At 64.5% G+C, this 20985-nt stretch carries 20 protein-coding genes; 12 read left to right on the top strand and 8 right to left on the bottom strand.

The features are described 5' to 3' along the window. Positions 1 to 66: 66 nt before the first annotated feature. Positions 67 to 1272 carry a dual-specificity RNA methyltransferase RlmN gene (gene rlmN, locus H0485_RS01440; RefSeq protein WP_226933543.1) on the bottom strand — a complete coding sequence of 402 codons (1206 nt, stop codon included), beginning with the start codon at positions 1270 to 1272 and terminating at the stop codon, positions 67 to 69. 138 nt (positions 1273 to 1410) lie between these two features. Then, positions 1411 to 1953 (bottom strand): invasion associated locus B family protein, encoded by a 543-nt coding sequence (locus H0485_RS01435; protein ID WP_226933542.1) that lies wholly within the window; start codon positions 1951 to 1953, stop codon positions 1411 to 1413. Positions 1954 to 2138: 185 nt separating this feature from the next. Between H0485_RS01435 and H0485_RS01430 the strand changes: the two genes are divergently transcribed. Further along, the gene (locus tag H0485_RS01430) at positions 2139 to 3194 is read left to right on the top strand and encodes an asparaginase (protein WP_226933541.1); all 1056 of its coding nucleotides are present in this window, start codon (positions 2139 to 2141) and stop codon (positions 3192 to 3194) included. 31 nt (positions 3195 to 3225) lie between these two features. Then, on the top strand, positions 3226 to 3582 hold the full coding sequence (locus H0485_RS01425) for a DUF2794 domain-containing protein (RefSeq protein ID WP_226933540.1): 357 nt from the start codon (positions 3226 to 3228) through the stop codon (positions 3580 to 3582). Positions 3583 to 3619: 37 nt separating this feature from the next. On the opposite strand, the gene H0485_RS01420 is transcribed toward H0485_RS01425, so the two are convergent. From H0485_RS01420 to H0485_RS01410, 3 genes are all read right to left on the bottom strand, one after another. Further along, complete coding sequence (locus H0485_RS01420) at positions 3620 to 4441, bottom strand: C40 family peptidase (RefSeq protein ID WP_226933539.1); 822 nt, start codon at positions 4439 to 4441, stop codon at positions 3620 to 3622. Further along, positions 4438 to 5856: a leucyl aminopeptidase family protein gene (locus H0485_RS01415; protein ID WP_226933538.1), complete on the bottom strand. Its 1419-nt coding sequence runs from the start codon at positions 5854 to 5856 to the stop codon at positions 4438 to 4440. Before H0485_RS01415 ends, H0485_RS01420 begins: the two co-directional genes overlap by 4 nt. 116 nt (positions 5857 to 5972) lie before the next feature. Continuing rightward, positions 5973 to 6353, bottom strand: a complete 381-nt coding sequence (locus tag H0485_RS01410; RefSeq protein ID WP_226933537.1) for a hypothetical protein — start codon at positions 6351 to 6353, stop codon at positions 5973 to 5975. A 252-nt stretch (positions 6354 to 6605) separates the two neighbouring features. Here H0485_RS01410 and H0485_RS01405 point away from each other — a divergent pair, with 252 nt between their 5' ends. Further along, entirely contained in the window at positions 6606 to 7253 is a 648-nt protein-coding gene (locus H0485_RS01405; RefSeq protein ID WP_226933536.1) for a carbonic anhydrase, read from the top strand. A 70-nt stretch (positions 7254 to 7323) separates the two neighbouring features. On the opposite strand, the gene H0485_RS01400 is transcribed toward H0485_RS01405, so the two are convergent. After that, positions 7324 to 8562, bottom strand: a complete 1239-nt coding sequence (locus tag H0485_RS01400) for an FAD-dependent oxidoreductase (protein ID WP_226933535.1) — start codon at positions 8560 to 8562, stop codon at positions 7324 to 7326. Positions 8563 to 8652: 90 nt separating this feature from the next. On the opposite strand from H0485_RS01400, the gene H0485_RS01395 reads away from it, so the two are divergent. The 5 genes from H0485_RS01395 to H0485_RS01375 all read left to right on the top strand — a co-directional run bounded on the left by H0485_RS01395 (position 8653) and on the right by H0485_RS01375 (position 15584). Then, a complete protein-coding gene (locus tag H0485_RS01395) occupies positions 8653 to 9984 on the top strand; it encodes an amidase (protein WP_226933534.1) in 1332 nt (443 codons plus the stop codon). 166 nt (positions 9985 to 10150) lie between these two features. Next, positions 10151 to 11329 carry an aminotransferase class I/II-fold pyridoxal phosphate-dependent enzyme gene (locus H0485_RS01390; RefSeq protein ID WP_226933533.1) on the top strand — a complete coding sequence of 393 codons (1179 nt, stop codon included), beginning with the start codon at positions 10151 to 10153 and terminating at the stop codon, positions 11327 to 11329. A gap of 70 nt (positions 11330 to 11399) precedes the next feature. Then, positions 11400 to 14876 carry a DNA translocase FtsK gene (locus H0485_RS01385; RefSeq protein WP_226933532.1) on the top strand — a complete coding sequence of 1159 codons (3477 nt, stop codon included), beginning with the start codon at positions 11400 to 11402 and terminating at the stop codon, positions 14874 to 14876. A gap of 79 nt (positions 14877 to 14955) precedes the next feature. Then, complete coding sequence (locus tag H0485_RS01380; RefSeq protein WP_226933531.1) at positions 14956 to 15309, top strand: hypothetical protein; 354 nt, start codon at positions 14956 to 14958, stop codon at positions 15307 to 15309. Positions 15310 to 15395: 86 nt separating this feature from the next. After that, the gene (locus H0485_RS01375; protein ID WP_226933530.1) at positions 15396 to 15584 is read left to right on the top strand and encodes a hypothetical protein; all 189 of its coding nucleotides are present in this window, start codon (positions 15396 to 15398) and stop codon (positions 15582 to 15584) included. 32 nt (positions 15585 to 15616) lie between these two features. On the opposite strand, the gene H0485_RS01370 is transcribed toward H0485_RS01375, so the two are convergent. Beyond that, complete coding sequence (locus H0485_RS01370; protein WP_226933529.1) at positions 15617 to 16228, bottom strand: class I SAM-dependent methyltransferase; 612 nt, start codon at positions 16226 to 16228, stop codon at positions 15617 to 15619. 296 nt (positions 16229 to 16524) lie between these two features. Here H0485_RS01370 and H0485_RS01365 point away from each other — a divergent pair, with 296 nt between their 5' ends. Beyond that, positions 16525 to 17145 (top strand): LolA family protein, encoded by a 621-nt coding sequence (locus tag H0485_RS01365; RefSeq protein WP_226933528.1) that lies wholly within the window; start codon positions 16525 to 16527, stop codon positions 17143 to 17145. Positions 17146 to 17292: 147 nt separating this feature from the next. Here the strand turns inward: H0485_RS01365 and H0485_RS01360 are convergent, their stop codons facing one another. Then, positions 17293 to 17877 (bottom strand): transglycosylase SLT domain-containing protein, encoded by a 585-nt coding sequence (locus H0485_RS01360; RefSeq protein WP_226933527.1) that lies wholly within the window; start codon positions 17875 to 17877, stop codon positions 17293 to 17295. Positions 17878 to 18153: 276 nt separating this feature from the next. Between H0485_RS01360 and hspQ the strand changes: the two genes are divergently transcribed. From hspQ to H0485_RS01345, 3 genes are all read left to right on the top strand, one after another. Further along, positions 18154 to 18480 (top strand): heat shock protein HspQ, encoded by a 327-nt coding sequence (hspQ, locus tag H0485_RS01355; protein ID WP_226933653.1) that lies wholly within the window; start codon positions 18154 to 18156, stop codon positions 18478 to 18480. A 460-nt stretch (positions 18481 to 18940) separates the two neighbouring features. Then, the gene (locus H0485_RS01350) at positions 18941 to 20524 is read left to right on the top strand and encodes a gamma-glutamyltransferase family protein (protein ID WP_226933526.1); all 1584 of its coding nucleotides are present in this window, start codon (positions 18941 to 18943) and stop codon (positions 20522 to 20524) included. 7 nt (positions 20525 to 20531) lie between these two features. After that, entirely contained in the window at positions 20532 to 20984 is a 453-nt protein-coding gene (locus tag H0485_RS01345) for a GAF domain-containing protein (protein ID WP_226933525.1), read from the top strand. Position 20985: the final 1 nt, after the last annotated feature.

Raw genomic sequence — 20985 nt, 5'->3', positions numbered from 1 at the left:
AAAAAAACGGGGCGGTCGCTTTGCAGCGCCGCCCCGTTTGTCTTTTGAATTTGCGTGTCCGGGGACTCAGCTGTCGAGACCAGCCTCGGCCGCGATTGCGGCGCGTGATTTGCGGGCCCGCTCGGTTGCCGATTTCAGCTGGCCACAGGCCGCCATAATATCCTCACCACGCGGCGTGCGGATCGGCGAGGCATAGCCGGCTTTGTAGATGATATCGGCAAAGGCCTCGATCCGCTCCCAGTCGGAGCGCTGATAGGGCGAGCCGGGCCATTCATTAAAGGGGATCAGGTTGATCTTGGCCGGAATGCCCTGGATCAGCTTCACCAGACGCCGCGCATCAGCATCGCTGTCATTCACATCCTTCAGCATCACATATTCAAAGGTGATGCGCTCGGAATTCGACAGCCGCGGATAATCGCGCAGCGCCTGCAGCAGCTCGGCGATGTTCCATTTCTTATTGATCGGCACCAGCTTGTCGCGCACCGCATCGGTGGTGGCGTGGAAGGAAATTGCCAGCTGGCAGCCGATCTCTTCTGCACAGCGCGCGATTTCCGGCACCACGCCCGAGGTCGAGAGGGTGATGCGGCGGCGGCCAAGGGCAATGCCCTCATCATCGCGCACGATCAGCATCGCGTCGCGCACCGCATCGAAATTATAGAGCGGCTCGCCCATACCCATCAGGACGATATTGGACAACAGGCGCTCTCCGGTCGAGCCCTGGCCCGGCTCGGGCCATTCGCCCAGATCATCGCGGGCCAGCATCACCTGGCCGACGATCTCGCCCGCGGTCAGATTGCGCACCAGCTTTTGCGTGCCGGTATGGCAGAAGGAACAGGTCAGGGTGCAGCCCACCTGCGAGGAGATGCACAGCGTGCCGCGGCCCTCTTCCGGGATATAGACCGTTTCAATCTCATGGCCGCCGGCGATGCGCAGCAGATATTTGCGCGTGCCGTCGGCCGAGACCTGACGGGTGACAATTTCGGGCAGAGCAATCTCGAACCTCTGTTCGAGCAAAGCGCGATAATCCTTGGCGAGATTGGTCATCAGCGCGAAATCACGCGCGCCCCAGTAATAGACCCATTGCCAGATCTGGCCGAGGCGCATCTTCGCCTGCTTTTCCGGGGTGCCGGCTTCGATCAGCGCGGCTTTCAGCTGCTCGCGCGTCAGGCCGATAATATTCACTTTATCCGAGACCGGCAGTTTGCGCGGAATCGTCATCACATCCTGGGTGATCGGGGCAGCAACCGCTGCGGCGGGGGTAAGGTCGTTCATAGCAGATCCTTAGGGTCATGCAGCCTTGTCACAGGCGATCTGGCGGGATTTTCCCGGGCTATAGGCGATTCCGCGGGAAAAAGAAAGCGCCCCGCCGGATCGGCGGGGCGTGTACAGGATCAGAACCGGCGTTGCGGCTTATTTGCAGCGCGCGGCGGCGTCATCCATTGCGGCGGTAAAGCCGCGCAGGCTGAAAGTGTCTTTGGTCTGGGTGCCTTTGCCCGAGCGGGCGCTGACCACGGCATTGGCCCCGCCGCGCAGCGCCTTGACCAGGGCCGCATCATCGGCAGCCGAGCCCGACCAGGCCCATTCGCCATCGGTGAACAGTTCAAACTGGGTGCCACCGATATTCACATTGACGGTCGAGCCGCTGGCGAAAGGATAGCCGCCGGTGAACGAGACCTGCGGGGCCACGCCCGGACGATAGGTGACGAACAGCAGGATATCGCCGCGGCGCACCGTTGCCGGCTTGCCGTCTTTCGAATTGACGGTTTCCTTGGGCTTTGAAACGCCCCAGCATTCTTTCGGGCTGTTTTCGACGAAGACATTCCAGTCCGTCATCGTGCCGACGCGGTTGGTCGATTCCTGCGCATTGACTGCGCCCGAAAGCACCAGGGCGGCCAGCGGAGCGGCCAAAGTGATTGCACAAGCGCCAAGGGCGCGGCGAAGGACGGTAGCCATATCTGACGCAGCCTCCAAGCTGTCTTCTGCCTCTGTTCCCCGCGCGATCCGGCAGCCCCGCGGGCAGTGCCAATCTGTTCTGGCGGGGTATTCCTGAACCCGATAAGTCAGAATTACTTAAAAAATCCATCGGGTGAAAGTCCCATGGGCATAAAATCGCACATCTGTGAGGGGGAGGGCAGGCGATGAGGCAATCCACGGATTTTGCGCGCGTCGATCAGGGCGCGATGCCGCTGGCGGAACTCTGGCGCGGCGGGCTGCCGGAAAGTGCGCATCTTGGCCATCTGGTGATCGCCGATGCCGGTGGAATCCGCGAGCACTGGGGCAATCCCGGGGCGATTATTTTCCCGCGCTCGTCGTGCAAAATGATCCAGGCGCTGCCGCTGCTGGAGAGCGGGGCGGCGGCAGCGGCCGGATTGCAGCCGCGGCATCTTGCCCTGGCCTGTGCCAGCCATGAGGGGGCGGCGCTGCATGTGGGCGCGGTCAGCCGCTGGCTGCAGGATCTTGGCCTGGGTGAAGCGGATCTGCGCTGCGGCGCGCATGAGCCGCGCGATAAGGCCGAGCGCAACCGGCTGATCCGCGCCGCAGAGCCGCCCTGCCAGCTGCATAATAACTGTTCGGGCAAACATGCCGGTTTTCTGACCGTTAACCGCCATCTCGGCGCCGGTCCGGACTATGGCGAATATGATCACCCCTTGCAGCAGGCGATCCGCCAGACGACGGCCGAGGTTGCGGGCGAGGAGCTGGCAGGCTGGGGCGTCGACGGATGTTCGGCGCCGAATTTTGCCTTCAGCCTGCAGGGGCTGGCCCGGGCGATGGCGCGGTTTGCCGTGGCGCGCGAAGGCCAGGCCGGGGCCCGGGGCGATGCGATGGCGCGCCTGGTTCAGGCGATGATCGCCCATCCCGATCTGGTGGCGGGCGAGGGGCGGGCCTGTACCGGCCTGATGCGGGCAGCCGAGGGGCGGGCGGCGATCAAGGTCGGGGCCGAAGGGGTCTTTGTCGCCATCCTCCCCGAACAGGGCCTTGGCATTGCGCTCAAATGTGTGGACGGCAATGCCCGCGCCGCCGAAGTGGCGCTGAGCGCGGTGCTGGTGCGGCTGGGGGTGATCGCGGCCGGGCATCCTCTGGCGCAGAAATGGCAGGACCCGGTGCAGCGCAGCTGGCGCGGGATCGAGGCCGGGGTGCTGCGGGCCGATCCGGCCCTGCACCGGCCGCTGAACCAGGGGGCAGGCAAAGCTTGATCTGACTGCGGGCTCCGCGCAGACTGCTGGCATGAGTATCGAAGCCCCCGTTCCTTTCCCGACCGGCCAGACCGGCCCGGCCATAGCCGAGGTGACCGCGTTTCAGCGCGCAGAGCTGTCGGTGATCCTGTCGGTCTATGGCCGGATGGTCGCCGCGGGCGAATGGCGCGATTACGCGATATCGCATGGGCGTGAGGTCGCGGTTTTCGCCATTTTCCGGCGCAGCGCCGAGACGCCGCTCTACCGGATTGAAAAGCGCCCGAAGCTGCGGCTGAAACAGGGGCTCTATGCGGTGCTGGGCGAGAATGGTCAGGTTCTGCGCCGTGGGCATGAGCTGGATCAGCTCATGCGCATATTCGACAAAAAGCTGATCCGCCCGGTGGGATGAGGCAGCTGGCCGGGGGAAATCCCGGCCAGCTGGTCCTTCAGGGTCTGCGGCGGGCGAGGATTTTGCCGCCGTAATGGCGCTCAATCCGGCTGACCGCCTCGCTCAGCTTTTCGTAAGCCACTGACATTGTGTAACCATTGGCGTGAATGATCTGGTCGGAGCCGCTGACAATCGCGACATGGCCTTTCCAGAACAGCAGATCGCCGCGCCGCAGATCCGCGGTCTCGGGCAGGGGGCTGCCAAAGCTGCGCTGCAGGTCGCTGTCGGCCGGACAGGCCCGTCCTGCGGCATGAAAGGCCATCTGCACCAGCCCCGAACAGTCAATTCCGGCGGCTGAATTTCCGCCCCAGAGATAGGGAGAATGCAGCAGGCTTTCCGCGAGAGCGACCGGATCCGCGCCGGTCTGATCAAGCGGGGCCAGGTGGCCGGCCGGGATCAGCCCCTCGGGGGTTCGGGCCCAGGCACCCTCTGCCCCGCTCACCGTGACGAGGGCATTGAGATAGAGCGGTGTCAGCGGTGGGGCCTGGACCCGTGCATCGGGATAAAGATGGGTCGCGGGGCTGATCACGCGGTGGGTCGCTTGTCGCGGATCGGCCAGCGCCGCCTCGGCAAGCCAGCCGCAATAGCCGTCTTTGGCCGCCATGACGAAGGCATGGCCCTCGCGCTGATCAATCACCGTCACCCCGTCGCCCCAGAGCAGCTGGCGATCAACCGCGCCGCCGGGGCAGTTCAGCAAAGGGGCGAGAGCCACCGCAACCCGCGCCGCCTCGCCCTCGGTATAGGCCGTGGCGCTGATCAGGCCGCGCAGCGAGACATGGGCCATCCGGCCCGAAAAGGGCGTGAGACGAGGGTCGCTCACAGCCCCAGCATCCCCGGCAGGGCGTTCAGCAGCGCACGCGCGCCCTGGCCGGTGCCACCTTTTGGCCGGGCCGGGGCATCGCTGGGGCTGTGGCCATAGATGTCAAAATGCATATAGCGCGGGTGATCGGCAAAGCGGCGCAGGAACAAAGCGGCGGTGATCGCCCCGGCAAAACCAAAACCGGGCGCATTGTCGAGATCGGCAATGCCCGGCTCGATCACCGGCTCATAGGCCTCATGGAAGGGCAGGCGCCAGACCGGGTCAAAGCCAGCGCGCGCGCCCTGTTCCAGCGCGGCCGCCATGGCCTCATCCATCGCCCAGTAGGGGGCGAGATCCGGCCCGACCGCGACCCGGGCCGCGCCGGTCAGCGTCGCCATTGAGATGATCGCATCGGTTTTCTGCTCGCTGGCATAGGCGAGCGTATCGGCGAGGATCAGGCGGCCCTCGGCATCAGTGTCATTCACCTCAACCGTCAGCCCTTTGCGGCTGGTGATAATGTCTTTGGGTTTCAGGGCATTGCCGGAAATGACATTCTCAACCGCCGGCACCAGCAGGCGCAGGCGCAGCGGCAGGTTCAGCGCCATGATCATCCGGGCAAGGCCCATCGTGGTGGCCGCGCCGCCCATATCCTTTTTCATCAGCAGCATGCCGGAGGCCGGTTTGAGGTCGAGCCCGCCGGTGTCGAAACAGACGCCCTTGCCGACCAGGGTCAGATGCGGCCCTTCGCTGCCCCAGTTCAGTTCGAGCAGCCGCGGCGCGCGCGGGCTGGCGCGGCCCACCGCGTGGATCAGCGGGAAATTCTGCGCGAGCAGATCATCGCCGCGGATGACCTTGCTCGTGGCGCCAAATTCCTGTGCCAGAGCAGTGAAGGCCTGTTCCAGCTCTTCAGGCCCGAGGTCATGTGCGGGGGTGTTGATCAGATCGCGGGTCAGGAACTCGCCCGTCGCCATGGCGAGCAGCCGGGCCTTATCCACCCCTTCGGGGACCCGCAGCCGGGCCGGTTCGGTGGCTTTGCGCCCGGGGCGGTAGCGCTCAAAGCGGTAGGAGGCGAGCAGCCAGGCGAGGCTGATCCCGGACAGAAGTTCCGCCGGGGCAGGCGCAGCAAAGGCGAGATGCCAGCAGCCGCCGGGCAGGGCGGTAACAGCGCGGGCAATGCCAAAGCGCTGACGCTGCCGGGCCCGGGCATCGCCAAGGCCGGCGATGGCACCCGCCAGCTGACCATCCGCGCCGGGCAGCAGGCAGAGCGCCCCAAGGCTGGCGTCGAAGCCAGTCGCGCGGAGCCAGGGGGCAAATTCTGCGCCCGCTGCCGCGAGAAACGCCTCAAGCTCCGCGGGCTCGACCAGCCAGAGCGGCAAAGAGGGGGCATCAGGGGCGGCAAAGGCGGGCAGCTGCAGCGGAAGCGAGGGCGCGGGCATTGAGAAATCCGGATTGCTGGGGGCAGGAAAAGGGCAGGGGGCTGCCACCTGCCGGCACAGCGCCCGGGACCAGAGCCTAGCGCCTTCCCGCGCGGCTGCAAGCCGCATGCCCGGCCTCAGCGTGACAGGCCTGCACTGCCGGGATCGGGAGAGAGCGATCTGGCCGAGAGGCGCATCAGCCTTGACCAGGTGGCGGCAAAGCCGGTGCCATCGCCCCGCTCGAGGCAGAGTTTTGCGTCCAGTGCGACCTGGGCAAGGCTGACCATGCCAAGGTTCTCGGCCATCAGCCGCAGCTTACGCAGCCCCGTGGCCAGATCGCGCAGCTCCTGGCGGCGGATCTGGCGGCGCAGTGCAGCCATGTTCTGTGACAGTTCCTGCAAAGCCCGCATGATCAGCTGATCGGCAGCGGGCTGGCCGAGGCTGTTATAAAGCGCCTCGATAACCTTGCGGTCGTGCAGGATATGCTCTGCTGGTTGCAGTCTGATCAGCTCACCCATTTTCCGTTCCCTGGCCCCGCAGATCTGGCTGCGATAACGGAAAGGCGCATTCTGCATGGCGGTGATCAGCCCCCCGTGGGGGGAACCCCTGCTGGCGGCAGGGGCCTGCACCGTACTTTCCCGCCATCATTCTGGCAGAAAAAAGCTTTAGGATTCACTAATCCTGACGGGGGAGGGCGGCTGTTTACGGAATTTGCCCCTCGCATTTTCGACAAATGCGGCGTAACCCGAAGGCGTTAAGGAGCACGCCCAATGATGAAGGCCCGTACACTTCCCTCTTATCTCGTCCAGCGTTTTCACGGCTGGCGGGCGACCAGCTATCAGAACAACCGCGCCTGGTACCGGCGTCTGGCCGAATCCGGTCAGCATCCGCGCGCCATGGTGATTTCCTGCTGTGACTCGCGCGTGCATGTGACCGCAATTTTTGGCGCAGATGAGGGTGAGTTCTTCATCCATCGCAATATTGCCGGTCTGGTGCCGCCCTTTACCTCGGATGGTAAAACCCATGGCACCTCGGCGGCGGTGGAATATGCCGTGACTGCGCTCGGCGTGGCGCATGTGATTGTGGTCGGGCATTCGAATTGTGGCGGCGTGAAGGGCTGCCATGATATGTGCACCGGCCATGCGCCGCAGCTGGAGGAAAAGACCTCTTTCGTTGGCCGCTGGATGGATATTCTGCGTCCGGGCTATGAGCGGGTGGCGCATCTGCCCGAGGGTGAAATCCTGCCGGCGCTGGAAAAGCAGGCCGTGCTGACCAGCCTTGAAAACCTGATGACCTTCCCCTTCGTCAAGGAAGCGGTCGAGAATGACATGCTGACCCTGCACGGGCTGTGGAATAACACCGGCGAGGGTGAGCTCGAGCAATATGATCCCGAGCGCGACAGCTTTGTGATTATCTGAGCCGCAGGATCCGGATCAGAATAAGGCGCAGGAGACTGCGCCTTATTTCATGCCCGGGGAGCGAAGCGGTTCAGAGCGGGCGGCCGGTCAGCAGTTTCGGGCGCTCGCCGGTCAGCCCTGCGGCCTGACGGATAAAGCCACGGCGCAGGCCGGGCACGGCATTGACGAGGCCAAGGCCCAGATCGCGCCCCAGCCGCAGCAAAGGATTGTCGTTTGAGAAAATCCGCGTCACCGCATCCATGCCAAGCGCCAGCAGGGTGGAATCAAAGCGCCGCCAGACCTGGTATTCCTCCAGAGTCACCAGCGAGCCGATATCATCGCCGCGCCTGTGCGCCGTGACCAGCACCTCGGCAAGTGCTGCGACATCGCGCAGCCCGAGGTTCAGCCCCTGGCCAGCCACCGGATGCACCCCATGCGCGGCATCCCCGACAAGGGCGATCCGCCCGGCGACAAAGCGCTCGGCCAGCGACAGGCTCAGCGGATAGGTGAAACGCGTTCCGGCCAGGGTGATGTCACCAAGGAAATCGCCAAAGCGTGGCCGCAGCGCGGTCAGGTAATCTGCATCGGACAGGGCCTGGATCTGCTCGGCCAGCCCGGCCTCCTCGCTCCAGACGATCGAGGAATGATAGCCCCCCGCCAGCGGCAGAATGGCCAGCGGCCCGCCGGGCATGAAAAACTGCTGCGCCACGCCTTCATGATGGCGCGGGTGATGCACGGCGGTGACCAGCGCGGTCTGGCCATAGGTATGGCCCTGGCGGCGGATCCCGGCACGGGCTGCCACGCCCGAGGCGCGGCCATCGCATCCGGCCAGTACCCTGCCCGAAAGTCTGGCCCCCGAGGCGAGTCCGATCTCGACACCATCGGCGCCCGGGTGCTGCTCGACCACGGTTTCGCCCGAGAGCAGGGTGATCCGGGGCGAGGCGTGCATTGCCTCAAGGAAGGCGGCATAAAGATAGCGGTCCTCGAGCAGATAGCCCATCGGCCCCTCTTCGATCTCATCGGAATCGAAGGTCAGGAAGAAAGGCGCGGGGCCCTCACCGACGCGGCCGTCGCTGGCTTTGATCTTCAGGATCGGCTGCGCCTGACCGGCAAGGCCCGGCCAGATCCCGATCGCCGAGAGCAGGTTGCGTGAGGCAATCGACAAGGCATAGGCCCGGCCATCAAAGCCGGTCTCTGCCCGGGCCGGGGCAGGGCGCTGGTCGATTACCGTCACGCTGAGCCCGGCCTGGGCCAGCGCCAGCGCCAGCGCCGGGCCGTTCAGCCCGCCCCCGGCGATAAGAACATCAGCATATGCATTCGATCGGCTCATAGATCTTTGCTAGCCCCGCCTCCCGGGATTGTCCATGTGTCCGCTTCTGGTTAGCGTTCCGGCGAACAGGGCAGCAAACAGGCAGGCAGGATGAGCGGGATCTGGTTCAATATGACGGCGGCCGATCTGGGGCGTGCGATCAGCGCGGGCAAAATTAACCCGGTCGATCTGACCGAGGCCTTTCTGGAACAGATCAACAAGCATCCCCAGGCCGGACGGATCTACGCCAGGCTGAGCCCGACCCGGGCCAGGGCCGAGGCCACCGGGGCGGCCGACCGGGCCCGCACCGGCAACCGGCGCGGCCCGCTCGACGGGGTGCCGGTCAGCTGGAAAGATAATTTCGACACGGCAGGGACGGCGACCGAGGCCGGCTCGGCTTTGCTGAAAGGTCGGGTGCCGGCGCGCGATGCCGAAGTGCTGGAGAATGCGACGCTTGCCGGGCTGACCTGCCTTGGGAAGACCCATATGTCTGAACTGGCCTTTTCCGGGCTGGGGCTGAATCCGGTCACCGCCACCCCGCCCTGTCTGAATGATGAGCGCGCGGTGCCGGGCGGCTCGTCCTCGGGTGCTGCGGCTTCGGTGGCTTTCGGCCTCGCCCCGGCGGCGATTGGCTCGGATACCGGCGGTTCGGTGCGGATACCGGCGGCCTGGAATGACCTTGTGGGCCTGAAAACCACCGAGGGCAGGCTGCCCTCGCGCGGGGTGGTGCCGCTTTGCGAGCGGTTCGACACGATCGGCCCGCTGGCGCATTCGGTCGAGGATTGCGCGCTTTTGCTGGCGGCGCTCGAAGGCAGGCCAGCCCCGGATCTGACCGGCGCGACCCTGGCAGGCCAGCGCTTCGCAGTGCTGGAGACCGTGGCGCTTGACGGAATGCGGGAGGCACCGGCGAAGGCCTTTGAGGCTGCCTGTGCCGGTTTCGGCCGGTCGCGCGCCCGTATTGAGCGGCTGGAATTGCCGGAACTGGCCGAGGCAATGGCGCTTGCGGGCATTTTGTTCACCGCCGAGGCCTGGGGGATCTGGCGCGACGAGATCGAAGCGGCGCCGGGCAAAATGTTCGGGCCGATCTATGAGCGCTTCCGGTCGGGCCAGGGGATTGCGGCGGCGGATTATGTCCGGGCCTGGCGGCGGCTGCAGGAGATCCGCGCGATCTGGCGCGACCGCACCGCCGGATTTGATGCCATCCTGACCCCGACCGCGCCGATCCTGCCGCCGGATGCCGAGCGGCTGATGACGGATGGCGATTACTATGCCACCGAGAACCTGCTGGCGCTGCGCAATACCCGGATCGGCAATCTGATGGGGCTTTGTGCTCTGAGCCTGCCCAGCTCGCAGCCCTCCTGCGGCATTCAGCTGCTGGCCCCGGCGTTTCACGAGGAGCGCCTGCTGCGTATCGGGGCGGCGGCGGAGAGGGGCCTTGGCTGATCCTGGGCAAAGGCGGTTTTCCGCCACTGCGGCAAACTAAACACAAAAGCCACAATCGCCGCAGGTAAGCCCCTGGTGCCAGGTGATAAATTCTGGACCGACCGGGATGGGGCGGCTATGCTCCCTCTCAAACGGGGCGCTCCACGACCCCGGACCTGAGGCAGATATGACTTTCCCTGAGCGGTTTTCGAACCTGCCGGATTATGCGTTTCCGCGTTTGCGGAAGCTTCTGGATGCGCATGCTCCGGGCGGCGAACCCCTTGCCATGTCGATTGGCGAGCCCAGACATGCCATGCCCGATTTTGTCGGGCAGATCCTCCAGGAAAACCTCGGGGGTTTTGGCGTTTACCCGCCGAATGATGGAACGCCGGGCCTGCTGCAGGCGATTTCGGCCTGGATTCTGCGCCGCTATGGCGTTGAGGTCGGTGAAGAGCGGCTGATGGCGCTGAACGGCACCCGTGAGGGGCTGTTTAATGCGGTGCTGGCGCTGGTGCCCGAGCTGAAAAACGGCAAACGCCCGACCATTCTGCTGCCCAATCCCTTCTATCAGGTCTATGCCGTGGCGGCTGCGGCTGTCGGGGCCGAGCCGGTTTTCGTGCCCGCCACTGCCGCCACCGGCTTCCTGCCCGATTACGCCAGCCTGCCCCGGGATCAGCTGGAGCGGGCCGCGCTGGCCTGGATCTGCTCGCCCGCCAATCCGCAGGGCGCGGTCGCCTCACGCGATTATCTGGCCGATCTGCTGGCCCTGGCCGGGAAATATGATTTCCGCGTCTTTGCTGATGAATGCTATTCCGAGATCTGGCGCGATGCGCCGCCGCCCGGGCTGATTGAGGTTGCGGCGCAGCAGGGGGCTGATCCCGAAAGGGTGGCGATTTTCCACTCGCTGTCCAAACGCTCAAATATGCCCGGGCTGCGCTCGGGCTTTGTCGCGGCCGGAGCAGAGGCCTCAGCCCGGATCCGCAAGCTGCGCTCTTTCGCCGGTGCCCCTCTGCCGCTGCCTTTGCAGAAAGTGGCCGAGGCCTGCTGGCGCGATGAGGCGCATGTCGAGGCCAGCCGCGCGCTCTATCAGCAGAAATACCGCGATGCCGCGGCGATTTTTGCCGGGCATCAGGGTTTTCGACTGCCCGATGGTGGCATGTTCCTCTGGCTGCCGGTCCAGGATGGCGAGGACGCGACGCTGAAACTCTGGCAGCAGACCGGGGTCCGGGTGCTGCCCGGGGCCTATCTCTCGCGCGATGTGGCAGGGGATAATCCGGGCAAGGGATATATCAGGGTGGCTCTGGTCGCCCCGCAGGAAGAAACACAGCGCGGCCTGATCCGGCTGCGCGACTGTTTGTACGGTTAAAGGATAGTAACGCATGGCGAGCTTTCAGATGAGGCAGCGAGATCCGCTTCTGGATCAGGGAACCCAGGCAATGCTTGAGCGCCGTGGCCGCGAGCTGATCGGCCTTGGTCTGGTCGTCACTGCTTTTCTGTTCACGCTGATGCTGGCCAGCTATTCGCCCGAAGATCCGGGCTGGATGGTCGCCACCCAGGAACCGGCGCGCAATTACCTTGGCCGGTTTGGCTCGGGCGTCTCCTCGACCCTCGTGATCCTGATCGGGCGCGGCGCCTGGGCGGTGCCGCTGATCCTCTCGGTCTGGGGGGCGCGCTTCCTTTTGCACCGCGGCGCCGACCGGGCGCTGGGCCGGGTGGTCTTTGCCGTGCTGGGCGTGGCTCTGGCCTCGGCCTATGCCTCGACCCTCGCCGTGGGCGAGGGCTGGCCCCATACTTTTGGCCTCGGGGGCCTGTTCGGCGATACCGTGGTCGGGGCGCTGATCGGCATCGTGCCCGGATCGAGCGGCTTTTCGCTGCGGCTTTTGTCCTTTGTGACCTTCTTCGCTTTGATTGCCATGCTGCTCTATGTCACCGGCTTTGACCGCCATGAGCTGAAACTGATCCGCCACCGGCTGATCTATGGCTCGGTGATGGTCTATTCCATGCTGATGCAGCAGATGGGCAAGGGCAGTGCCGTGGCGATGGACCGGGCCCGCGATCTGGCCGAGCGCCGCCGCTCTGCCCGGGAAGAGGCCCGCAGCTATGTGCCGCCCGTCACTGTCGCGCCGCCCCTGGCTGCCCCCCCGGCTTCGGCCTATGGCGCGCCGCAGCCGATGGTGGCGCGCAGCGCCAGCGTCGTGCGCCGTGCTGAACCGGCGCTGAATGCCGGGCTGGCACCGCAGCCCCTGCAGGTCGCCCAGGGCTGGAACGCCCCGGCGACGCTGCGTGCCGAACCGCGCCAGTTCGAGCCGGTGCCGGATCTGCCGAAAGAGAAAGTCGGTTTTCTGGCCCGGATGCGCCGCGCGGTTGAGCCTGAGCCCGAGCTGATCGAGCCCGAGCCGCTGATGGCAGCCGAAGAGGGGCATCAGGCCCCGGGGGAAGAGCGGATCCGGGCCAGGATTTCCGATGCCATCCGCGCCCGTGCCCGTGGGCCTTCGGCTGGCTATGGCGCTGCCGCTGCCAGCACTTCTGCCATGACGCCGCTGCAGGCGGCGGTGGCTGCGCGCCGCGCCGAGCCGCCGGTGCTGCGCCCGCGCAGGCCCGCGACGCTGATCGCCGATACCCGTCCCTTCACCCGCCCGCCCGAGCCGCCGGTTCATGCCGCCCAGGCCGCCGCAATCCAGGCTGAAGCGGCGCAGCTGCAGGCACAGATGATGCAGGCCCCGCCGATGCAGGCCCGCCAGGTGCCGTTGGCATCCGCGCCATCGGCCGCGCTGCGTGCCCCGGCACGCCCGGCCTCCTTCGCCCAGGCGGAAGAGCTGCATTATGATCCGGTTGCCCGCTGGGAAGAGCCGGAATTCCCGATGGTGGATGAAGATGCCGCCGATCATTTTGCCCCGCCCGAATACCGCTATGCCTCGCCCGAGGATGAGCAGGCCTGGGCCGAGCGCTTTGATCTTGGCCCGGGCCTGCATGCCGGTTTCAGCCAGGGGCCGGGCCCGGCTGGTCTGAGCGCGCCGGTACTGGCCGCGCCCGCAGCACGCCCGGGGCAAAATCAGATGCCGCTGCGCCGCGAAGAGCCGCCCATGATGGCATCGCGGGCCACTCACGAGGACGCGTCTGTCGCCGCCCCGGCCTCCTTCGCCGCTCCGGTGACGCCGACGCTGCCGAAAGTCACGCCCCCGGTCGCCTCTCCCGCCACGGCTTTTGCCGCCGCCGGGGATGACTGGCGCGAGGAAGATGATTTCGATGCCGAATATGATCCTTCGCCGATGGCCGCGCCGCGTCCGGCTCCGGTGCTCGATCGCCGCCCGATCGTGCAGAACCAGGTGAAAAAGCCGATCGCGCAATCCAGCCGTGCCGTGGCCGAGGCCCAGCCTGATCTGCGTTTTGAAGAGGTGGTGAATGATTACGAGCTGCCGCCGCTCGCCTTGCTGGCGCAGCCTTCGGAAAGCGGGGCGCATCAGCTTTCGGATGAGGCGCTGGAAGAAAACGCCCGGATGCTGGAATCGGTGCTCGATGATTATGGGGTGAAGGGCGAGATCGTCTCGGTCCGCCCCGGCCCGGTCGTCACCATGTATGAGCTGGAACCGGCCCCGGGTCTCAAGGCCAGCCGGGTGATCGGTCTTTCCGATGATATCGCGCGTTCGATGTCGGCGCTTTCGGCGCGGGTCTCGACCGTGCCCGGGCGTTCGGTGATCGGTATCGAGCTGCCGAATAATTACCGCGAGAAAGTGGCGCTGCGCGAGATCATCGCCAGCCGCGAATTCGGCGATGGCCAGCAACGCCTGCCGCTGGCGCTTGGCAAAGACATCGGCGGCACGCCGGTGGTCGCCAATCTGGCGAAAATGCCTCACCTGCTGATCGCGGGGACCACGGGTTCGGGTAAATCGGTGGCGATCAACACTATGATCCTGTCGCTGCTCTATAAGCTGACGCCGGAAGAATGCCGTCTGATCATGATCGACCCGAAGATGCTGGAACTGTCGGTCTATGACGGCATCCCGCATCTGCTGTCGCCGGTGGTGACCGACCCGAAAAAGGCGGTCGTCGCCCTGAAATGGGTCGTCGGCGAGATGGAAGAGCGCTACCGCAAAATGTCCAAAATGGGCGTGCGCAATATCGAGGGTTATAATGGCCGGGTGCGCGAGGCCATGGCGCGCGGCGAGATGTTCAAGCGCACCATCCAGACCGGTTTTGATGACGAGACCGGCGATCCGGTGTTCGAGACCGAGGAATTTGCGCCGCAGCCCTTCCCCTATATCGTCGTCATCGTTGATGAGATGGCCGATCTGATGATGGTGGCGGGCAAAGAGATCGAGGCCTGTATCCAGCGCCTGGCGCAGATGGCGCGGGCTTCCGGTATTCACCTGATCATGGCGACGCAGCGGCCTTCGGTCGATGTCATCACCGGCACGATCAAGGCGAACTTCCCGACCCGGATTTCCTTCCAGGTCACCTCGAAAATCGACAGCCGTACTATTCTGGGTGAGATGGGCGCCGAGCAGCTGCTGGGCCAGGGCGATATGCTCTATATGGGCAATGGTCAGCGCATCACCCGGATCCATGGCCCCTTCGTCTCGGATGAAGAGGTTGAGGAGATTGTGAACCATCTCAAGAGCTTCGGTCCGCCCAGCTATATGTCGGGCGTGGTAGAGGGCCCGGATGAAGACAGCGCATCGGATATTGATCAGGTGCTGGGTCTGGGCGGCAATACCGATGGCGAGGATGCGCTTTACGATCAGGCGGTGGCGATTGTTGCCAAGGATCGCAAATGCTCGACCTCGTATATCCAGCGCAAACTGGGCATTGGCTATAACAAAGCCGCGCGCCTCGTCGAGCAGATGGAAGAGAACCATGTGGTCACCTCGGCCAACCATGTTGGCAAACGTGAAATTCTGATCCCCGAGGCATAAGACCTCAGGCCCGCGCTTCCTTAAAGGAGGTGCGGGCCGCCCCCCCTCCCCCGGATACCGGACGAGACCTGTGCAGCCTGTGCATTCGAGACTTCCCGCTCTGGCCCTCGCTGGCAGCCTGATCCTGAGCCTTGCGAATATCATCGCCGGGGCCTTCGGCCTGCGCCCGGCGCTTGTCAGCCTGACCGGGCTGGAGCTGCCGGGGCTTCTGCTGACACCTCTGGCGCTTCTGGCAGCGGCGGCGCTGATCTTGTCATGGGTTAATTCGCTGATGAGCAACCGGGCCGGGATGGGGCTTTACCTGGGGAATGCGCTGCTTGCGCCCTTTGGCTATGCGCAGGCGGGCCTGCCCTGGCCGCTGGGCCTGGCCCTGGCCCTGGCCCCGATCCCGTTTTACCGTGGTATCAGCCTTCTGGCCGGGCGCGGGGAATAGGGCCGGGGCATGGTGCCGTCACAGCCAAGGAACCCGGGCCAGGTGCGCCGGAGGCCTGCCAGCATAAAACAGCCAGAGATTAAGATATGAGCCGATATATTCAGCCGCTGGCGGTCCTGCTGTTCCTCGCCCTGGTCGCAGGCACTTTCATCTATAGTTACAGCCGCTGCGGCTGGGGCATGCTTGCCTATGAATATGCCTTTATCGCGGCGCTGACCGGGGAATGTGCGCAGCAACAGCTGTTGCAGCTGCAGCAGATGTCGCCCGCGCCCTGAGAGGGCGGGCAGGCGGCGTTGGCAAAGCGCGCCTATACCCGCTCGAGCACGGCCCAGGTCATGACCCCCAGAGGCGGAAGCGGGCGGCGTTCCAGCAGTTTCAGCCTGTTGTCGCCGAGAATACGCTCGAATGGAAAATCGGCCTGCCAGCCCAGCTGATGCTGCAGCGGCTGGATCATCCGCTCGGCCAGGCGCAAAACGCCTTTTTCGGCAGCGAAGTGATTGGTGATCAGCACCTGGGCCCCGGGGCGGCAGACCCGGGCAATCTCGGAAAGGGCGCGCTCGGGATCGGGCACCACCGAGAGGACATGCATGACAGAGACCGTGTCAAAGCTGGCATCGGGGAAATCGAGCTGCCCGGCATCCATCTGGCGCAGGGTCACATTGTCCAGCCCATGCGCCCGCCGCTTTTCCTCGGCGCGTTCCAGCATCTCGGCCGAGTAATCGATCCCGGTGATCCGCAACCCGGGGCCGTAGAGCGGTAAGGCAAGGCCGGTACCTATGCCGACCTCAAGCACATCGCCGCCGCGTGCGGTGGCCCGGGCTGCGGCCCGGCTGCGGCCCTCATTCAGCAGCTTGCCAAAAACAGTATCATAAACAGGGGCCCATCTTTTGTAAGATGAGGTCACGGCGGCCGCTTTCATCTGTCTCTCCCTTATGGTGCCGCCTTGTTCTGTCCCGCCCGGTCAGCCCGGCCGGGCCGGGTCATTTTCTGGCAGGATCTCTCGTTTGCCTGAGCAGAGCGGTTTGTCTGAGCAGGGCAATGCGACAGGGGTGGCGGCCTGAAATTTTTGTCAGCCATCCGCCGCAGCGGTCAATGCGGGATTTTCCATGTGCTGCGATGCGGCGAAGATCTGCCTGGCTCACGCAACCGGCACAAAGCTGCGAGCATTGTTGCAACCCCATTCCCGAGGCCTCAGCCGCAGCCTATATTGCGCCTATGAACCGTCGCACCGCGCTCCTCGCCCCGCTCGCCCTTGCTCTGCCGGCCCTTGGTCTTGCCAGTGGCCCCGCGCTGGCTGACAAGCTTTCGCTGAATGCTCTGTCACAGTATCTGAATGGTCTGACCACGGTTCAGGCCGATTTCACCCAGATCAACGGGGATGGATCGGTTTCAACCGGGGTGATCTATATCCGCCGTCCCGGCCGCGTGCGTTTTCAATATGCGGCCCCGGACCGTTCCCTGGTTCTGGCCAGCGGCGGCAATGTGGCGATTTTCGATGGCAAATCGAATATGGGTCCCGAGCAATATCCGCTGCGCCGCACGCCGCTGAACCTGATCCTCGCTGCCAATGTGAACCTGTCGCAGGCGCGGATGGTGATCGGTCATAAAGAAGACGGCACTTCGACCCGGGTGGTGGCGCAGGATCCAGAACATCCCGAATATGGCACGATTGAGCTGGTCTTTACCGCAGGCCCCACCGAGCTGCGCCAGTGGATCATCACCGATGATCTGGGCCAGAAAACCACGGTGATTCTGGGCGAGATGAAGAAGGGTGGCAAAATGGGCGACAGCCTGTTCTCGATCCCGGTTGAGATGAGCAAGCGCGGCGGCAACTGAGCTGCGCCATTCCGGGGCTGAACCACCCGGTCTGAGCTGTACTCCGACTGGATATGTCTGAGCGGAAATCAAAAAAGGGCGACGGAAATCCGTCGCCCTTATGGTTTTGTCAGTGCGGTATGCGCGCGCGCGTCAGCGTCCCGGCGCTTACCTGCCGCAGCCCATCAGCTGGGCCTGATACATCTGCGAGCGCGAACCCACTTTGGCCGCAACCTCAACCAGCCAGGGCTTGGCGAGATAGCTTTGCTTGGCATAGCCGGTGCGGCCCTCATGATAGGCCAGATACTGGGCCTGAGCGTCGCTTTTCGAGATCCCCAGCTTGCGCGAGGATTCGTCCATATACCAGCCCATGAAATCGGTGGCATCCGCGATCCGGTCGCGTTTCGAGCGGCGACCGCCCGAGGATTTCTGATATTCCTCCCAGGTGCCGTTCAGCGCCTGGCTATAGCCATAGGCCGTGCTCTGCCGCCCCATCGGGATCACGCCAAGCGCCCAGCGGTGCGGGGTCTGGGCATTGCCGATGAATTTGGATTCCTGGTGGATGACCGCCATCTGAACATGGACCGGCACCCCCCATTTGCGCTCGGTCGCGCGCATCGCCCGCAGATATTGCGGCCGCTCACGCGTGATCGCGCATGCATTGTCTAATTCGCGGGGAGCCGAGAAATTGCCGCCACCGCCACAGGAGGCGAGGAAGACCAGAACCAGCGCCGCACGGAGAAACCTGCTCATCAGCCCCTCATGCCTTTTGTTTTGCCCAAGCTATAGCGCATAGCGCGGCAGGGGAAAATCTCCCTTCTGGAAAGACCGGTCAGATCTGCGCGATTACGCCGGATCTCGCCGCTTTGCCGGTCTCAGCTCTGCCCGGAACAATCTGGGGTGGTGTTGCGGCAGAACACTGTGAAATCAAGGGCCACAGACTGTTTCCGAATGACTGATACCGCAACCGCTCTGCGTGATGGACAGGCAGAACCTGCAGGTTTAGGGAAGAAGGCGGGGGATAGTGTTATGTTCACAGCCGAAGCGAAATATCATCTCGGGCAGGTTCTCCGCCACCGCAAGCACACCTTTCGTGGGGTGGTTTTTGATGTGGATGCGATGTTTTCAAATACCGAGGAATGGTATCAGAATATTCCCGAGGCCAGCCGCCCGGCCCGGGACCAGCCTTTCTATCATCTGCTGGCGCAGAATGAGGAAAGCTTCTATGTCGCCTATGTCTCGGAACAGAACCTGCTGCCCGACGATACCGGCGAGCCGGTGGATCACCCAGACTTATGTGATCTTTTTGGCGATTTTGAGGGTGGAAGATACCCTTTGCAATTCAGTCTGAATTAAATTTCCCAGACATATCCTTAAGTTAAGGAAAGCCGGCTGTGATTCCCGCCGGCGGAACGTCTTTGCCCGACCGGATTGCGGCAAGGGTTTTCTGGCATCAGCCGGGCAATCCGGGCAGAGATTGGCCTCTCTGCAAAAACAATCAAGGTGGCTCACTGCGATTGTGTTCCGCAATCACAAAGTGTCTCGATAAGGCCCGATTTTGCCCCCAAATATGCCCCCCCGTATCGCGATAAAGAAGCTGTAGCTGCATAAGGCTTCACCTCGGCGCCGGGATTAACAGCCCCCACCCAGTTCCGGCGTCGAGGGTACTGCACGCCCCGCAGTGCCCCCTTCTTTTTCCTCACTCTTCGTGACAACCGGGCCCTGGCAGGCCCGGTGATTGGCATTCTGCTGACCCTGGCCTAGGCTAAGGCCAGCCGCTGGCGCGAGACCGGCGCGAGAATCAAGGGAAGTATCTATGCGTGATTTTGAGGCTCCGGGCCGCTCACCGGTCATGGCGCTGAACGGGATGACGGCAACCTCGCATCCGCTGGCCTCACAGGTGGCGGTGGCTTTGCTGCAGGCCGGGGGCAATGCGGTGGATGCCGCGATTGGCGCGGCCATGGTGCAGAATATCGCCGAGCCGCAGATGTGCGGTCTGGGGGGCGATGCTTTCATCCTGCTGAAACCCGCCGGGAGCGAAGAGGTGCTGGCGCTGAACGGTTCGGGCCGGGCACCTGCCGGGGCTGATGCCGCAGCGTTGCGGGCGGCGGGCCATGTGAAAGTGCCGGTACACGGCATCCATGCGGTGACCATGCCGGGCGGGGTCGATGCCCTCTGCCGCCTGCATGAGGATCACGGCCGCCTGCCGCTGGACCAGATTCTCGCCCCGGCGATCCGCCTTGCTGAAGAAGGGATTCCGGTCGGGCCGCGCACCGCCTTTGACTGGGCTGAGGATATAAAGGTGCTGCAGGGTGATGCGCTGAAATTTTATGCGCTCAATGGCCAGGCGCCGCGCGCGGGCCAGATTTTCCGCGCCCCGGGCCTTGCCGAAGTGATGCGCCGCATCGCGCGTGAGGGTCGGGCCGGTTTCTATGAGGGCGAGGTGGCTGAGGATATGATCGCCTCGCTGCAGGCGCTTGGCGGCAGCCATTCGCAGGCTGATCTGGCGGCGACCTGTGCCGACTGGCACCAGCCGGTCAGCGGCAGCTATCAGGGCCGTGATCTCATTGAGCACCCGCCGAACGGCCAGGGGGCGACGGCGATTCTGCTGCTGAAGATTCTGTCGCATTTCGATCTGGCGGCGCTGGATCCGGCGGGAGCTGAGCGGGCGCATCTGGAGGCCGAGGCAGCAAAACTGGCCTATGATGCCCGCAACCGCTTTATTGCCGATCCCGGCCATATGGATCCGGCGCGGCTGCAGAGCTTCCTCGGCGATGAGACGGCGGCGCGTCTGGCGGCGCTGATCGATCCAAAGCGCGCCATGGCAGATCCGGTGGCACTCTCGGAAGCCGTGCACCGCGATACGATCTGCCTCTCGGTGGTGGATCGCGACCGCATGGCGGTCTCGCTGATTTATTCGATCTTCTGGGGCTTTGGCTCGGGTCTGGCCTCGCAGAAATTCGGGCTGAATTTCCAGAACCGCGGCGCAGGCTTTACCCTCACGGCGGGCCATCCGAATGAGATGGGGCCGGGCAAGCGCCCGATGCATACGATCATTCCGGGCATGCTGGCCGGGGGCGGGCGGATCACCATGCCCTTTGGCGTTATGGGCGGGGCCTATCAGCCGACCGGCCATGCAAGGCTGATCTCCAACCTCAGTGATTACGGGATGGAGCTGCAGCAGGCGATTGATGCGCCACGTCTCTTTGCCGGGCCGGAAGGGCTGGAGGTGGAGCGGGGCTATAGCGAGGCAGTGAAAGCGGAGCTGGCGGCGAAGGGCCATCGGGTGATCCGGCCTGAACAGCCGCTCGGCGGGGCGCAGGCGGTGTGGATTGGCAGCGACGGCGTGCTGACGGGGGCCTCAGATCCGCGCAAGGACGGCTGTGCTCTTGGCTGGTGAGGAAAGAATGGATTACGAAACGGCAAGCCGGGATATCCTGGCACTGACCCATGGCGAGACCGATGCCGTGGCGCTGATGGCGACGCTCGCCTGCGAGATTCACAATCGCCATCCGCTGTCGGACTGGACCGGCTTTTACCGGGTGACGGCGCCGGAGCTGCTGAAAATCGGCCCCTATCAGGGCGGGCATGGCTGCCTGGTGATCCCCTTCTCGCGCGGCGTCTGCGGCGCGGCGGCGCGCACGGGTGAGATCCAGAATGTGCCGGATGTTGACGCTTTCCCGGGGCATATTGCCTGCGCTTCCTCGACCCGGTCCGAACTGGTGATCCCGGTGCGCAACGGCGCCGGGCGCCTGCTGGGCGTGCTCGATCTCGACAGCGATACGCCTGCGGCTTTCACAAAGGCCGATGAGGACTGGCTGGTGCCGCTTCTGGCCCAGGTGTTTGATCAGACGGAGTAAA

The organism is Pseudogemmobacter faecipullorum, from assembly GCF_020539525.1.
GTDB classification, from domain to species: domain Bacteria; phylum Pseudomonadota; class Alphaproteobacteria; order Rhodobacterales; family Rhodobacteraceae; genus Pseudogemmobacter; species Pseudogemmobacter faecipullorum.
Note: the sequence above shows the minus strand (reverse complement) of the source record. Positions and strands in the feature narration are given on the sequence as shown.